Source organism: Bacillus xiapuensis (genome assembly GCF_002797355.1).
GTDB lineage: Bacteria > Bacillota > Bacilli > Bacillales > Domibacillaceae > Bacillus_CE > Bacillus_CE xiapuensis.
Genome location: NZ_KZ454939.1, coordinates 1,712,204 through 1,724,892, shown reverse-complemented (window position 1 = coordinate 1,724,892; position 12,689 = coordinate 1,712,204). Strand labels below are relative to the sequence as shown.

General features: G+C 45.6%; 16 protein-coding genes. 15 read left to right on the top strand and 1 reads right to left on the bottom strand.

What is annotated here, in order from left to right; translation table 11 throughout:
- Nucleotides 1-32 precede the first annotated feature (32 nt).
- From CEF20_RS08560 to CEF20_RS08525, 8 genes are all read left to right on the top strand, one after another.
- Nucleotides 33-572: a ReoY family proteolytic degradation factor gene (locus tag CEF20_RS08560; RefSeq protein ID WP_100331410.1), complete on the top strand. Its 540-nt coding sequence runs from the start codon at nucleotides 33-35 to the stop codon at nucleotides 570-572.
- A gap of 231 nt (nucleotides 573-803) precedes the next feature.
- Nucleotides 804-1,265 carry a YpiF family protein gene (locus CEF20_RS08555; RefSeq protein ID WP_198508480.1) on the top strand — a complete coding sequence of 154 codons (462 nt, stop codon included), beginning with the start codon at nucleotides 804-806 and terminating at the stop codon, nucleotides 1,263-1,265.
- A gap of 158 nt (nucleotides 1,266-1,423) precedes the next feature.
- Nucleotides 1,424-1,927: a Rieske (2Fe-2S) protein gene (locus tag CEF20_RS08550; protein WP_100331408.1), complete on the top strand. Its 504-nt coding sequence runs from the start codon at nucleotides 1,424-1,426 to the stop codon at nucleotides 1,925-1,927.
- 14 nt (nucleotides 1,928-1,941) lie between these two features.
- A complete protein-coding gene (gene qcrB, locus CEF20_RS08545) occupies nucleotides 1,942-2,616 on the top strand; it encodes a menaquinol-cytochrome c reductase cytochrome b subunit (protein ID WP_100331407.1) in 675 nt (224 codons plus the stop codon).
- A gap of 48 nt (nucleotides 2,617-2,664) precedes the next feature.
- Nucleotides 2,665-3,432, top strand: coding sequence for a menaquinol-cytochrome c reductase cytochrome b/c subunit (locus CEF20_RS08540; protein WP_100331406.1), 768 nt, complete (start codon nucleotides 2,665-2,667; stop codon nucleotides 3,430-3,432).
- Nucleotides 3,433-3,710: 278 nt separating this feature from the next.
- Nucleotides 3,711-4,313, top strand: a complete 603-nt coding sequence (lhaT, locus tag CEF20_RS08535) for a lipoprotein heptaprenylglyceryl N-acetyltransferase LhaT (RefSeq protein WP_100331405.1) — start codon at nucleotides 3,711-3,713, stop codon at nucleotides 4,311-4,313.
- A gap of 87 nt (nucleotides 4,314-4,400) precedes the next feature.
- Complete coding sequence (locus CEF20_RS08530) at nucleotides 4,401-5,192, top strand: sporulation protein YpjB (RefSeq protein ID WP_100331404.1); 792 nt, start codon at nucleotides 4,401-4,403, stop codon at nucleotides 5,190-5,192.
- A gap of 70 nt (nucleotides 5,193-5,262) precedes the next feature.
- The gene (locus CEF20_RS08525; RefSeq protein WP_100331403.1) at nucleotides 5,263-5,940 is read left to right on the top strand and encodes a zinc metallopeptidase; all 678 of its coding nucleotides are present in this window, start codon (nucleotides 5,263-5,265) and stop codon (nucleotides 5,938-5,940) included.
- Between the two features lie 116 nt (nucleotides 5,941-6,056).
- Here CEF20_RS08525 and CEF20_RS08520 read toward each other — a convergent pair whose 3' ends face one another.
- Entirely contained in the window at nucleotides 6,057-6,929 is an 873-nt protein-coding gene (locus tag CEF20_RS08520; protein ID WP_100331402.1) for a YitT family protein, read from the bottom strand.
- Between the two features lie 180 nt (nucleotides 6,930-7,109).
- Here CEF20_RS08520 and CEF20_RS08515 point away from each other — a divergent pair, with 180 nt between their 5' ends.
- The 7 genes from CEF20_RS08515 to CEF20_RS08485 are packed head-to-tail and all read left to right on the top strand — an operon-like array spanning nucleotide 7,110 to nucleotide 12,676.
- Complete coding sequence (locus CEF20_RS08515; RefSeq protein ID WP_100331401.1) at nucleotides 7,110-7,457, top strand: nucleotide pyrophosphohydrolase; 348 nt, start codon at nucleotides 7,110-7,112, stop codon at nucleotides 7,455-7,457.
- Nucleotides 7,444-8,244 carry a 4-hydroxy-tetrahydrodipicolinate reductase gene (gene dapB / locus CEF20_RS08510; RefSeq protein WP_100331400.1) on the top strand — a complete coding sequence of 267 codons (801 nt, stop codon included), beginning with the start codon at nucleotides 7,444-7,446 and terminating at the stop codon, nucleotides 8,242-8,244. The genes CEF20_RS08515 and dapB overlap by 14 nt, the downstream gene beginning before the upstream one ends.
- A gap of 12 nt (nucleotides 8,245-8,256) precedes the next feature.
- Nucleotides 8,257-8,670: a methylglyoxal synthase gene (locus CEF20_RS08505; protein ID WP_100331399.1), complete on the top strand. Its 414-nt coding sequence runs from the start codon at nucleotides 8,257-8,259 to the stop codon at nucleotides 8,668-8,670.
- Complete coding sequence (bshB1, locus tag CEF20_RS08500) at nucleotides 8,660-9,367, top strand: bacillithiol biosynthesis deacetylase BshB1 (RefSeq protein WP_100332054.1); 708 nt, start codon at nucleotides 8,660-8,662, stop codon at nucleotides 9,365-9,367. Before CEF20_RS08505 ends, bshB1 begins: the two co-directional genes overlap by 11 nt.
- A gap of 1 nt (nucleotide 9,368) precedes the next feature.
- Entirely contained in the window at nucleotides 9,369-10,511 is a 1,143-nt protein-coding gene (gene bshA, locus CEF20_RS08495; RefSeq protein WP_198508479.1) for an N-acetyl-alpha-D-glucosaminyl L-malate synthase BshA, read from the top strand.
- Nucleotides 10,512-11,705, top strand: a complete 1,194-nt coding sequence (locus tag CEF20_RS08490) for a CCA tRNA nucleotidyltransferase (protein WP_100331398.1) — start codon at nucleotides 10,512-10,514, stop codon at nucleotides 11,703-11,705.
- A complete protein-coding gene (locus CEF20_RS08485) occupies nucleotides 11,690-12,676 on the top strand; it encodes a biotin--[acetyl-CoA-carboxylase] ligase (RefSeq protein ID WP_100331397.1) in 987 nt (328 codons plus the stop codon). Before CEF20_RS08490 ends, CEF20_RS08485 begins: the two co-directional genes overlap by 16 nt.
- Nucleotides 12,677-12,689 lie beyond the last annotated feature (13 nt).

Genomic DNA, 12,689 nt, shown 5'->3' with positions numbered 1-12,689 from the left:
AATACTATTCCTTGCAGAGGAGGGTTTTATCAATGGCTGCCCCTGTATCTGTTCATGAGAAGAAAGATTTTATCCGCTGGTTTTTAAACCATTTTCAGTTAAAAAGACGGGAATCCGTCTGGATATTAAACTATTTAATGAGCCATGATCAGCTGATGGAAAGAGTTCATTTTGTTGATGACGCCCAATACTGTCCGAGAGGCATGATCATGTCCACGCATTGTGTTGACAGTGCGCCGTTTCGGTTTTTTAAAGAAAATGTCATGACGACAGATGCTGAAAAGTCTTTTCATGATATTCGCTTAAATAAGGATGAAGATATTTTTATCGAGTTAAAATTCCGCGGTTCAAACGCCTCTCACCAATATGCAGCAGTATTGGAGGAAAATCCTTTCATGCCAAAGCATTTGAGAATTACAGAAAAAGATAAGGCTTTGGCAGAGAAGTTTTTGAAAGATAGTATTTACCGCTTTCAGAAGGAGCGCCTGCTGCAAAAAATAGATGAAGCGCTGGATCAATATGATAAAGAAGCTTTTCAACAGTTGACAGAGCAGCTAAAACGCTTGAATTGAACCATTTGCGCTTAGGGCAGATGGTTCTATTTTTTGCGCTGATGAGAATCATCCTAAAAGGTTTCGGTCTTTTATCCCGCATGTAAGAGGTCGCTCCCTTCAAGAAAGGAGAGGGTGCCGAAAGGCTAAGCGGGACATGAAGGAAAATACCCGCAGCTTGAACACCCTTTAATTTTTTGAAAAGTGGCTTGGAAAAAGCAGGCATGATATGATGAAAGCGAGGTGATGATGATGAACTGGAATGGAAAGGATACGGAGCTTTATCAGCAGCAAAAAGAGTATATTGATACAGTAATGATGCCGCTCGTTCCGGTTTCTTTTTCGGGCGACATGAAGGAGGCGGCTTCGCAATTTGAATTTATTCAGCTGTTAACCGAGCTGCTTGAAAAGCAGTTCCGAGGGAGAATCCTGCTCGTCCCCCCATTCTCATACAGGCGCAAGCAAGAAGGAGAAGAAAAGGCAGCAGCTCTTAATCAATGGGCAGACGAGATGAGCGATGCGGGGTTTCGCCATAAGTTCTTTTTCACATCCGACAGCGACTGGAAGCTGATGGAGGAAGCGATCGATGGAACGCTCATATGGGTGCCTTCCGTTCCGCTCGAGCATATGGAGAATTCTTATAAATATTCGCTCATTGAAGAACAAGCGAAGCAATTTGTCCGTATCATTGTACATAAATGGCAGGAAAATTAAGCTGTTTTCGGAATTTCTTTACATCGTTTTTCCTTTTTAAAGGGAGTGGATATTGACCAAAGGAAGAGTTTGGATTATCATAATGATGTCCTAGTTTATATTTGTGCAATTTTATCCAGTCCAATCTGGACACAGCTCATGATAGAGGGGGGATTAGAATGAGTAAACAGCGTGTTTCAAGACGCCAGTTCCTTAACTACACCTTGACAGGAGTAGGCGGGTTTATGGCGGCGGGGATGTTAATGCCGATGGTTCGCTTCGCAGTAGATCCTGTGCTGGAAGCCGGCGGCAAGGGAGAATTTCACGCAACGCAGCAAAAAGTTGATGAATTAAGTAAAACTCCAACGCGCGTTGATTTCTCTTACGAACAAAAAGATGCGTGGTACACTTCCGAGGTGACACAAACAGCTTGGGTGTACAAAGACGACAATGGCGAAGTTGTTGCTCTATCACCTGTATGTAAGCATTTAGGCTGTACGGTTAACTGGGAGGGAAACAACCACAAAAACCAGTTTTTCTGCCCATGCCATAACGGCTTGTATGAGAAAAATGGAAAAAACGTACCTGGAACACCTCCAACAAAACCATTGGATGTTTATCCAACTAAAGTGAAAGACGGCTTCCTTCAGCTAGGCAAGCCAAAACCAAATAATATCGTGTAAAGGGGGCGTAATGCATGCTTAACAGGATTTATGATTGGGTTGATGAGCGTTTGGATATTACACCGATGTGGCGCGATATCGCTGACCATGAAGTGCCTGAGCACGTAAACCCTGCGCATCATTTTTCCGCGTTTGTTTACTGCTTTGGCGGATTGACGTTTTTTGTCACCGTGATTCAAATTTTATCAGGCATGTTTTTAACGATGTACTATGTTCCTGATATCAAAAACGCTTGGGAGTCTGTCTATTATCTGCAAAACGAAGTAGCATTTGGTATGATCGTACGCGGCATGCATCACTGGGGTGCGAGTTTAGTCATTGTAATGATATTTTTACATACCTTGCGCGTATTTTTCCAAGGTGCTTACAAGAAGCCTCGTGAATTGAACTGGATCGTTGGTGTATTGATTTTCTTCGTTATGCTCGGACTTGGTTTCACAGGCTATTTGTTGCCTTGGGATATGAAAGCGCTATTCGCAACGAAAGTAGGCATTGAGATTGCGGCCGCCACGCCGTTTATTGGGGAACAGGTGAAAATCCTGCTGGCGGGGCATTCTGATATCGTCGGCGCTCAAACGCTTACACGATTCTTTGCTATTCACGTGTTCTTCCTGCCGGCCGCCTTGCTTGGCTTAATGGGAGCCCACTTCATTATGATTCGTAAACAAGGCATTTCTGGCCCGTTATAAGCTGAAGATCGAACATACAGCGCATCATTATAAAAGGAGGGGAACGCTATGCATCGTGGAAAAGGGATGAAATTCGTTGGTGATTCGCGCATCCCGGCTGAGCGCAAGCCCAATATTCCGAAAGACTATTCGGAATATCCAGGGAAAACAGAAGCCTTTTGGCCGAACTTTTTATTAAAAGAGTGGATGGTAGGCGCCGTTTTCTTAATCGGTTATTTATGTTTAACGGTCGCTCATCCATCGCCGCTTGAGCGTGTGGCGGATCCTACAGATACGGGGTATATTCCGCTTCCAGACTGGTACTTCTTATTTCTTTATCAGCTTTTGAAATACACTTACGCATCGGGGCCGTACAACGTCATTGGAGCTTTTATCATTCCAGGTTTGGCTTTTGGAGGTCTTTTCTTAGCGCCGTTTATTGATCGCGGACCTGAACGGCGTCCAACTAAGCGGCCGTTTGCTACCGGATTCATGCTTCTTGCCTTGGCTTCCATCGTCTTCCTGACATGGGAATCGGTTGTGACACATGACTGGGAGGCAGCGAAAGCTCAAGGGGAAATTAAGAAGGAAGCTGAGATTGACAAAACAGCCGAGGGATACAAAATTTATCAGGATAACGGCTGTATCGCCTGTCATGGAGATACGCTGACAGGCGGCGGAGCGAATCCGTCTCTCGTAGACACTGGATTAAAGCCGGAAGAAATCGCTGACATTGCTAAAAACGGACGCGGCGCTATGCCCGCCGGAATCTTTAAAGGAAGCGATGAAGAGCTGAAGAAAATGGCTGAATACATCGCGGGTTTAGAAGCGAAGTAAGGAAAAGGATGCTCTACTTTGTAGGGGCATCCTTTTTTCAGTATAATAAAATGAACGTTCAAGCAGCGTTTATTTTTTGCTGTTGAAAAGAAAAACAAAGGCTAACCATGCAGCATCCGCTTTTGTCAACTGCATCGTTCAGGCCAGCATGAATCGGGCATTTAGGTGCTGTGATTTCCCGCTTAGACTGCTTGTTCTCCGCTTTATGCTAAGAGTGGAGACAAAGGCAACTTACATACGGAATAAAAAAGAGATATGGGGAAGATGGAGGCGGTTTCTTGCACAATTTGTATAAAATAGTCACCAATCGCATAACTTTATGGGCGTTGTTTGTCATCAATATCGCCGGAACAGTTTACGGATATATGTGGTACGGGGAGCAGCTGGAGCGAACGCCGGTTTATTTTCTTCCATTCGTGCCGGATAGCCCGACCGCCAGTTTATTTTTTGTGCTTGTTCTGCTGGGGTTTTTAATCAACAAGCAATGGGGACTGATGCAAGCGCTCGCGGTCATTACGCTGTTTAAATACGGGATTTGGGCCGTTATTATGAACTTGCTGACTCTTCAAGTGACCGGCTTTTTGCCATGGGAAGGGTATATGCTGATGGCTTCTCACCTCGGGATGGCCATTCAAGGCTTATTATATGCCCCTTTTTATCGCATAAAGCGCTGGCATTTAGCTGCAGCCGCCATTTGGACAGTGCATAATGAAATCATTGATTATGTATTTATGCAATATCCCGTCTATTCACAACTAAATCTATATATTCAAAAGATCGGATACTTTACTTTCTGGCTCAGCATTTTTTCCATATTGCTTGCTTGGTATGTGGGGGTAAGAAAAGACCGCCTGCAATGGCGTTTTCCTGCTAAAGGATAGGTATCAGGCTTGGCCGTTCCGCCAATTTTCTCTTCTCGTTTCTTCTTTGCCTGCATATAGTATAAGAGGAGTTGAGGAGGGAGAGAGATGAAAAGAATCGGTCACCTGCTACTAGTTTGTTTACTTTTTGCGCTTCCCATTTACAGCCAGGCAGAGAGTATAGATTCTCGCCTTCTTAAGCTAGATCATTTATCCGAGCAAATTTTAGAATTTACTAAAGCTGGCCGCTATCATCAATCTAAAGAGCTGTTAGAAACATTTCAGCGCGAACAAGTGCGGGCACAAAGAAAAAATGATCAAATCACAGAACAGGAATGGGCTGTTATTACAGAGGCTCGCCAGCAGGCGTATGAGCTCATGCAATCGCCTGAAGGGAAAGAGCAGCAATGCATAGAGAGAGCCACGGCATTTCGCTTAGCTGTGAACGCTGTCAGCTCTGATTATAAGCCGCTGTGGATTCGGATGGAAAAACCGGTTATGACTTCACTGAACGAGTTGAAGAAATCTTCTTCAAGTGCCGATCATTCCCGTTTTCATGAATCATTAAATGCCTTTTTAGCTCATTATGATATGCTTCAGCCCAGTTTGCAGCTGGATATCCCGGCCGGCCGGCTGGCATCATTAGAGAATCATGTCCGCTACGTAGATCATTTTCGGGAAAGGCTGTTAAACGAAGGGGCATCAGCAGAAGATATCGAAAGGCTTGAAAAGGAAGTCGATACCATCTTTCGTGAGATGCATCAAGAAGAAGTTCCTCAGCCTTCTCTTGGATGGGTGATTGGAATCACTGGCGGGATCATTATGACGACGTTGTCTTATGTTGGCTGGAGGAAGTACAGAGGAGAGAAAGAAGAGGCAAGACACAAGCCAAATCATTGATAAAAAATGAATTTAGAGATAAAATATGATCCAAACGAACAAAATGATAAATGGGGGTACAGCTAATCCTATGAGCTATCTTATTTACTTTTTGCTAATTATCGCCGTCCCGATTTGGGCTCAATTCAGAGTGAAAAGTACGTACAATAAATTTTCAAAAATCCCTGTATCCACAGACATAAGCGGCGCCGCCGCAGCCCGGCGCATACTGGATGAAAACGGATTGCACAATGTTCGGGTAGTTGAAACAAATGGTTTTTTAAGTGACCATTACAATCCAATGACCAAAACGGTGCACCTTTCTCCGAATAACTATCATGGCCGCTCAATTGCGGGAGCAGCGGTTGCTGCCCATGAGGTCGGGCATGCGATTCAGGACAAAGAAAATTATGCATTTCTTCGGTTCCGCCATGCGCTCGTTCCCGTTGCCAATATCGGTTCGAATCTTTCGTGGGTGTTCATTCTGATTGGAATATTCGCCCAGCTAACCGGCATGCTGCTGCTGGGGATCGTGTTAATGGCCGCTGGTGTGCTATTTCAAGTCATCACATTGCCTGTAGAATTCAATGCCTCAGCTAGAGCTATGGATCAAATCGTCTCTGCAGGCATCATTCGCAATGATGAGGAAAGAAAAGCGCGCAAAGTGCTAAATGCCGCTGCTATGACTTATGTGGCTGCGACGGCTGTAGCCGTTCTTGAACTCGTGCGTTTAATTCTTCTATATACAGGCATGAGAAGCGAAGAATAGAAGTCATGATGACAGAAAACATGGAGGGCGTCCAATCAGTGGGATTTTTCCGCTGATGGAGGCCCTCTTTCTCTTCTGTTTTGTGGATGGTCAGTCCGCTGTGAGCAAAGCTTTTCTTACCTTTCAATCGGATGTTTATTTTCATCCAGTGTAAAGCCCTCTCCCAGAACATCGTGAACAATGGTGACGGATACGAAGGCGTGCGGGTCAATCGAGGAAATAATTTGTTTCAGCCGAACAATCTCATTTTTAGCGACCACACAATAGAGCACTTCCCGTTTTTCTTTCGTAAATGATCCGTGCCCCTGCAGCACCGTTACGCCACGGTCCATCTGTTTTATGATGTTTTCGGCAATTTCCTCATGGAAATCGGATATAATCATAGCGCCTCTGGCAGTGTAGGCGCCTTCCTGCATAAAATCGATGACGCGGGAGCCAATGAAGACGGCCACTAACGTATACATGGCTTCCCGATAATTTAAATATGTCAGCAAGGAAGCGAGAATGACGGCAGCATCGAATATGAACATGGTTTTTCCCATGCTGACTTGAAAGTATTTATGGATAAGCCGGGCTATAATATCAACGCCGCCTGTCGTTCCTCCATAGCGGAAAGTAATTCCAAGGCCGATGCCAAGAAAGACACCGGCGAAAAGGGCAGCGAGAAACAGATCGTCTTTAAGCGGGATTGAAAACTGAAGGCGCTGAAATATCCATAAGAAAACAGAAAGGCTGACTGTTCCGACAATTGTGTAAAAGAAGGATGTTCTGCCGAGCAGCTTCCAGCCGATAAAAAATAGCGGGATGTTTAAGACTAGGTTGGAATAGGATGGATCAATGTTCCATAAGCTGTATAAAAGTAAAGTGATGCCGGTAAAACCGCCTTCTGCTAAGTTGTTTTGCATATTAAAGTGCACTAAACCGAAGGCAAAGACGGCATCGCCCAATAAGATAAACAGAATGTTCTTTACTTTCATGCCGAATATCATCGCGCTTCCTCCTCTGGGTCAGTCGGATCGTGTAAGTAACAGTACTTGTCATTATATAGAAATAATCGGAAGAGAACAATATAAACGAAGTAAAGACTTTCCTTGAAAGCCATAAATGGATTGTCTTTAAGGCAAGAATTAGCTAACATAAAAATAAGAAAATCAAAGGAAGGGAATAAAATGGATAAAACCGTAAAAGAAATGCAGCAAGAAGTGGATGATTATATTTCTCAATTCAAAGAGGGATATTTCAGCCCGCTTGCCATGATGGCCAGACTGACTGAGGAGCTGGGAGAACTGGCTCGTGAGATCAATCATTACTATGGCGAGAAGCCGAAGAAGGCTTCAGAGCAGCCGAAAACAATCGAAGAAGAACTGGGAGATGTGCAATTTGTTCTTCATTGTTTAGCTAATTCTTTACATATTGATTTGCAAAAAGCTCATGAGCGAGTAATGGAAAAGTTTCAGACTAGAGATAAAGAACGTTGGACGAAGAAAGAGGAGGATACAATCAATGAAAACCATTAAAGTGATCATCGCTGGACCGAGAGGAAGAATGGGAAGAGAAGCCGTGAAGATGGTGCAGGAAACGGAGCATTTTCACCTTGAGGCTGTATTGGACCGAAAGCATAACGGGAAAGTTTTAAGTGACATTGAAGGATTTCAAGGAGTGAATGCAGATATCTACACCGATATCGATGAATGCTTCAGCCAGCACCAAGCGGATGTATTCATTGATTTAACCACTCCTGAGACTGGTTACATACATACGAAAAAAGCGCTGGAATCCGGCATTCGCCCAGTGGTCGGCACGACTGGATTTACCGACAGCCAATTAGCGGAGTTAAAGGAATTGGCGGAGGAAAAAGAATTGGGCTGCATAATCGCTCCGAATTTTGCCATCGGGGCCGTTCTGATGATGAAGTTTTCACAAATGGCCGCTAAATATTTTCAAGATGTGGAGATCATTGAACTTCATCATGACCGAAAGCTGGATGCTCCTTCCGGAACAGCGGTGAAAACGGCACAAATGATTGCCGAGGAAAGAGAGGCGAAAAAGCAAGGACATCCTGAGGAGAAGGAAACGATTCAAGGCGCCCGCGGAGCGGTCATAGATGGCATGCATATTCACAGCGTCCGCTTACCGGGGTTGATCGCGCATCAGCAAGTAATGTTTGGCGCGGATGGACAAACCTTATCGATCCGCCACGACTCGTATAATCGCGCTTCATTTATGTCCGGCGTGAGAATATGTGTAGAAACAGTTATGAAAGTGGAGACATTGGTTTACGGTCTGGAAAACATTTTGGATTAATGGGAGGAGACAATGAAAATTGCTTTAATTGCTCACGATAAGAAGAAAGAAGATTTGATTGAATTTGTCGCAGCCCATCAAGCGGTTTTCGCATCTCATGAATTATTCGCCACCGGGACAACCGGCCGGCGAATTATGGAACGGGCGGATCTGTCTATTCATTGTTTTCAATCAGGTCCGCTTGGAGGAGACCAAGAAATCGGGGCATGCATCGCCCGCAAAGAAATGGACCTTGTCTTTTTCTTCCGCGATCCGCTGACTGCCCAGCCGCATGAGCCGGATGTATCTGCTCTCGTGCGCTTGTGTGACGTATATGCGATTCCGCTGGCCACGAATATCGGCACAGCGACGGTCTTAATGAAAGGAATAGAGCGCGGCGATTTTGACAGCGTACAAGGAAAGAGGTTGACTGATGATGGGCAGTGAAATTGACATATTAGCGTTTGGCGCTCACGCTGACGATATCGAAATCGGCATGGGGGGAACGGCTGCCAAGTACTCGGCCGCAGGCAAAAAGATTGTTTTTTGCGATTTGACAGAGGCAGAGCTGTCCTCTAATGGGACAGTTGAACTGAGGAAGCAAGAAGCCAAGCAGGCCGCTGCTGTGTTGGGAGTTCAAGAGCGGGTGAATCTCGGCTTAGCTGATAGAGGCCTGTTTGTCACGGAGGAAGCCATTCGCAAAGCAGCGGGCGTCATCCGCCGCTTTCAGCCGAAAATTATTTTCGCGCCTTATGAGGTGGACCGCCATCCTGATCATGGGCGCTGTGCTCAGCTCGTGCGCGAGGCAGTATTTTCTGCGGGTATCCGAAAATTTCAGACGGATGAAAATCTTCCTGCCCACAAAGCAAGAACGGTTTATTTTTATATGATCAATGGCTTTCATTCGCCGGACTTTTGCGTGGACATCAGCTCGTATATGGAACGGAAGAAACAGAGCTTGCTCGCCTATCGCAGCCAGTTTGAAAGGAAGGACGGATCCGCGGAGACGCCGCTGACAAACGGTTATATAGAGGCGGTAGAAGCCAGAGAGCGAATGATGGGGAAAGAAATCGGCACCCTCTATGCCGAAGGATTTAAAGTGATGAAGCCCCTATTACTAGAATATGATTTAATTGGTGATTAATATGAAATTAAAAATTGGCATAACTTGTTATCCGACGGTTGGCGGATCGGGTGTCGTAGCCACGGAGTTAGGGAAGCTTTTAGCGGAAAAAGGACATGATATTCATTTTATCACTTCCGGGCTTCCATTTAGGCTTAACCGAATGTACCATAATATTTATTTCCATCAGGTAGATGTCAATCAATATTCGGTGTTTCAATATCCGCCGTATGATATTGCCTTAGCCAATAAAATGGCGGAGGTAATCAACAGGGAGCACCTCGATATTTTGCATGTGCATTACGCCATGCCTCATGCTGTTTGCGCCATTCTTGGCAAGCAGATCGCGCAATCTGATATTAAAATCGTGACAACGCTGCATGGAACAGACATTACCGTTCTCGGCTACGACCCGTCGCTGACAGCTTCCATTCGCTTTGCCATTGAACAGTCGGATGCGGTGACGGCGGTTTCGAACTCGCTTGTTCAGCAAACGATGGAGGTCATTCAACCGGACAAGGAGATTTATACAATCAATAACTTTATTGATGAACGAATCTACCACCGGACGGAATCTGCCGAGCGCTTGCGTGAAGAGTACGGAATTCTGCCGGATGAAAAGGTCGTGATGCATGTATCTAACTTCCGAAGTGTGAAGCGGGTGCCGGATGTTGTGCGCGTCTTTGACAGGATTCGCCGCGAACAGCCCGCAAAGCTGCTGCTTGTCGGCGACGGACCAGAAATGACGGTTGTCTGCAAGCTGGTTTCTGAGCTGCAATTGGAGGGTTCCGTTCTTTTTCTCGGCAAGCAGGATAATTTAGAAGAACTGTATTCAATCAGTGATTTGCTGCTGCTCTTATCGGAAAAGGAGAGCTTCGGACTCGTGCTGCTTGAAGCGATGGCCTGCGGTGTTCCATGCATTGGGACAACAACCGGCGGCATTCCAGAAGTCATTGAAGATGGCGTAAACGGCTATACAGCGGATGTGGGGGATGTTGAAGAAATCAGCCGGCTGGCGCTTCAATTGCTGTCCGATGAAGAGCTTTACCGGCGCTTTAGCGAGAAGGCGCTAGAGACGGTGCAGATCCGTTTTCGTTCAGAGAAGATTCTCAGTCAGTATGAGCAATTATACCGGCGCTTGCTTAATAGAAAGCAGGGGTTATAGATGAATAATCAGCAGTTATTTGAACAGGCTTCTCCTTTGCTTGAGCAGCTTGAACAAGCGGGATTTGAAGCCTATTATGTAGGCGGCGCTGTTAGGGACTATCTATTGGACAGACCGATTGGCGATGTGGATATTGCTACTTCCGCTCTTCCAGAAGAAGTAAAATCCGTTTTTCCTAAAACGGTGGATATTGGAATTGACCATGGAACCGTGCTTGTTCTCTGGCGGGGCAGCGGTTATGAAGTTACGACTTTTCGGACAGAATCGGATTATAAAGATTTTCGCCGGCCGGAGAAGGTAGCGTTTGTCCGCTCTTTAACAGAAGATCTGCAGCGCCGGGATTTCACGATCAATGCCATAGCTATGGATCGGCACGGAAGGATAATCGATCCTTTTCACGGGCAGGAGGCGATTAAAGATAAAGAAATCCGAACGGTGGGGTTAGCGGAAGAGCGGCTGACAGAAGATGCTTTAAGAATGATGAGAGCTGCCCGCTTTGTCAGTCAGCTCGGCTTTACACTTCATCCTGAGACGGCCAGTGCGTTAGCAAGCCACGCCTCCTTGCTTAAACATATCGCAGTGGAGCGGAAGCTGAGTGAAATGAATAAGCTGCTGGACGGTACGGGAAAAAAAGCGGGAATTGATATCCTGCTGCAGGCGGGGCTATTTACTTATTTGCCCGGACTTTCCGGCCAGTCCTCCGTCCTGCGAACCGCTCTTTCATTGCCCGTTGATCCGTTAACAGCCGACCAGATGTGGCTGCTGCTTATTCTGCTTATAAAACCTGAAAGCGCCAAGGATTTCTTGGCTGGATGGCGGATGCCGGCAAAAAAAATTAAATACATGATCCGCACATTGCAAGTTCTGGAGCGCAGACAGCAAAGTGATTGGACGGATTTCTTTTTATATGAAGCAGGACTGCCCTCCGCTCTGGACGCTGAAGCCGTGTTTGCCGCTCTGCACAACCGCAAAGCAGAAACGGAAGCATTAAAAGCGCGGCATTGCAAGCTGGCTATTCAAGACCGCAGTGAACTAGCTGTTACCGGGAGCGATTTGAAAGAGTGGAAGCAAGAGAAAGGAGGTCCGTGGATGAAAGAATATTTACAGATCATTGAGCGGGCCGTCGTTGATAGAAAAGTGAATAACAGTTCTGGACAAATAAAGGAGTGGCTTAAATCTTGCAATCTTCTGTAAAACAAAAGCTGCTGGAAGCATTTTCGCAAGCTGATGGCGATTTTGTTTCTGGACAAGTGCTTGCAGAAATTGTCGGCTGTTCTCGAACAGCTGTTTGGAAGCACATTGAAACGTTGAGAAATGAAGGCTTTCAGCTGGAAGCGGTCCGTAAAAAAGGCTATCGCATTTTAACAAAGCCGGATAAAGTGACAGAAAATGAAGTGTTAATTGGTTTGCAGACCAATTGGCTTGGGAAGGAAATTGTTTATAAAGAAACGATTGATTCGACTCAAAAAGAAGCTCTTCGCCTAGCTCAAGAGGATTTTAAAGAAGGAACGGTTGTCATCGCAGAAGAACAAACCGCCGGACGAGGACGAATGACAAGAGTATGGCATTCGCCGAAGCATACGGGCATTTGGATGAGTGTCATTTTAAAGCCGCCGCTTCCGCCTTATAAAGCCCCGCAGTTTACCTTAATTACGGCTGTGGCCGTTGTTGAAGCTATAATGGAAGTGACCGGCCTCACCCCCGAAATTAAATGGCCAAATGATATTTTAATAAACGGAAAGAAAGTAACCGGCATCTTAACTGAGCTGCAAGCGGATGCTGATCAAATTCATTCCCTTATTATCGGGATTGGGATAAACGTTAATCAAAAGCATTTTCCGGAAGAGCTGGAGGAGGTTGCCACTTCTTTAGCGCTTGAAACAGGGGAGACCGTTTCAAGGTCGCGCCTCATACAGGAAATATTAAAAAACATGGAAGCCTGCTACGATATTTATATGGAACAGGGCTTTGCGGATATTAAGAAGCTTTGGGAAAAGTATGCCATATCGGTCGGCAAGCAAATCACAGCTACAACGATCTCAGCGACCATTAAAGGAAAAGCTCTCGGAATCACAGAAGAAGGGGTGCTGAAGCTGCTCGATGAGGAAGGCACCATTCACGATATTTACTCTGCCGATATTGAGATTAATAAAGCAGCAGACTGAGATCTGCTGCTTT

Excerpts from the sequence above, each read along its gene's own strand:
- dapB (WP_100331400.1), top strand. The coding sequence starts at position 7,444 with ATGAAAACCATTAAAGTGATCATCGCTGGACCGAGAGGAAGAATGGGA.
- CEF20_RS08520 (WP_100331402.1), bottom strand. The coding sequence starts at position 6,929 with ATGATATTCGGCATGAAAGTAAAGAACATTCTGTTTATCTTATTGGGC.
- CEF20_RS08555 (WP_198508480.1), top strand. The coding sequence starts at position 804 with ATGAACTGGAATGGAAAGGATACGGAGCTTTATCAGCAGCAAAAAGAG.
- CEF20_RS08490 (WP_100331398.1), top strand. The coding sequence starts at position 10,512 with ATGAATAATCAGCAGTTATTTGAACAGGCTTCTCCTTTGCTTGAGCAG.
- CEF20_RS08515 (WP_100331401.1), top strand. The coding sequence starts at position 7,110 with ATGGATAAAACCGTAAAAGAAATGCAGCAAGAAGTGGATGATTATATT.
- bshA (WP_198508479.1), top strand. The coding sequence starts at position 9,369 with ATGAAATTAAAAATTGGCATAACTTGTTATCCGACGGTTGGCGGATCG.
- CEF20_RS08505 (WP_100331399.1), top strand. The coding sequence starts at position 8,257 with ATGAAAATTGCTTTAATTGCTCACGATAAGAAGAAAGAAGATTTGATT.
- qcrB (WP_100331407.1), top strand. The coding sequence starts at position 1,942 with ATGCTTAACAGGATTTATGATTGGGTTGATGAGCGTTTGGATATTACA.
- CEF20_RS08530 (WP_100331404.1), top strand. The coding sequence starts at position 4,401 with ATGAAAAGAATCGGTCACCTGCTACTAGTTTGTTTACTTTTTGCGCTT.
- CEF20_RS08525 (WP_100331403.1), top strand. The coding sequence starts at position 5,263 with ATGAGCTATCTTATTTACTTTTTGCTAATTATCGCCGTCCCGATTTGG.
- CEF20_RS08560 (WP_100331410.1), top strand. The coding sequence starts at position 33 with ATGGCTGCCCCTGTATCTGTTCATGAGAAGAAAGATTTTATCCGCTGG.
- CEF20_RS08540 (WP_100331406.1), top strand. The coding sequence starts at position 2,665 with ATGCATCGTGGAAAAGGGATGAAATTCGTTGGTGATTCGCGCATCCCG.
- CEF20_RS08550 (WP_100331408.1), top strand. The coding sequence starts at position 1,424 with ATGAGTAAACAGCGTGTTTCAAGACGCCAGTTCCTTAACTACACCTTG.
- bshB1 (WP_100332054.1), top strand. The coding sequence starts at position 8,660 with ATGGGCAGTGAAATTGACATATTAGCGTTTGGCGCTCACGCTGACGAT.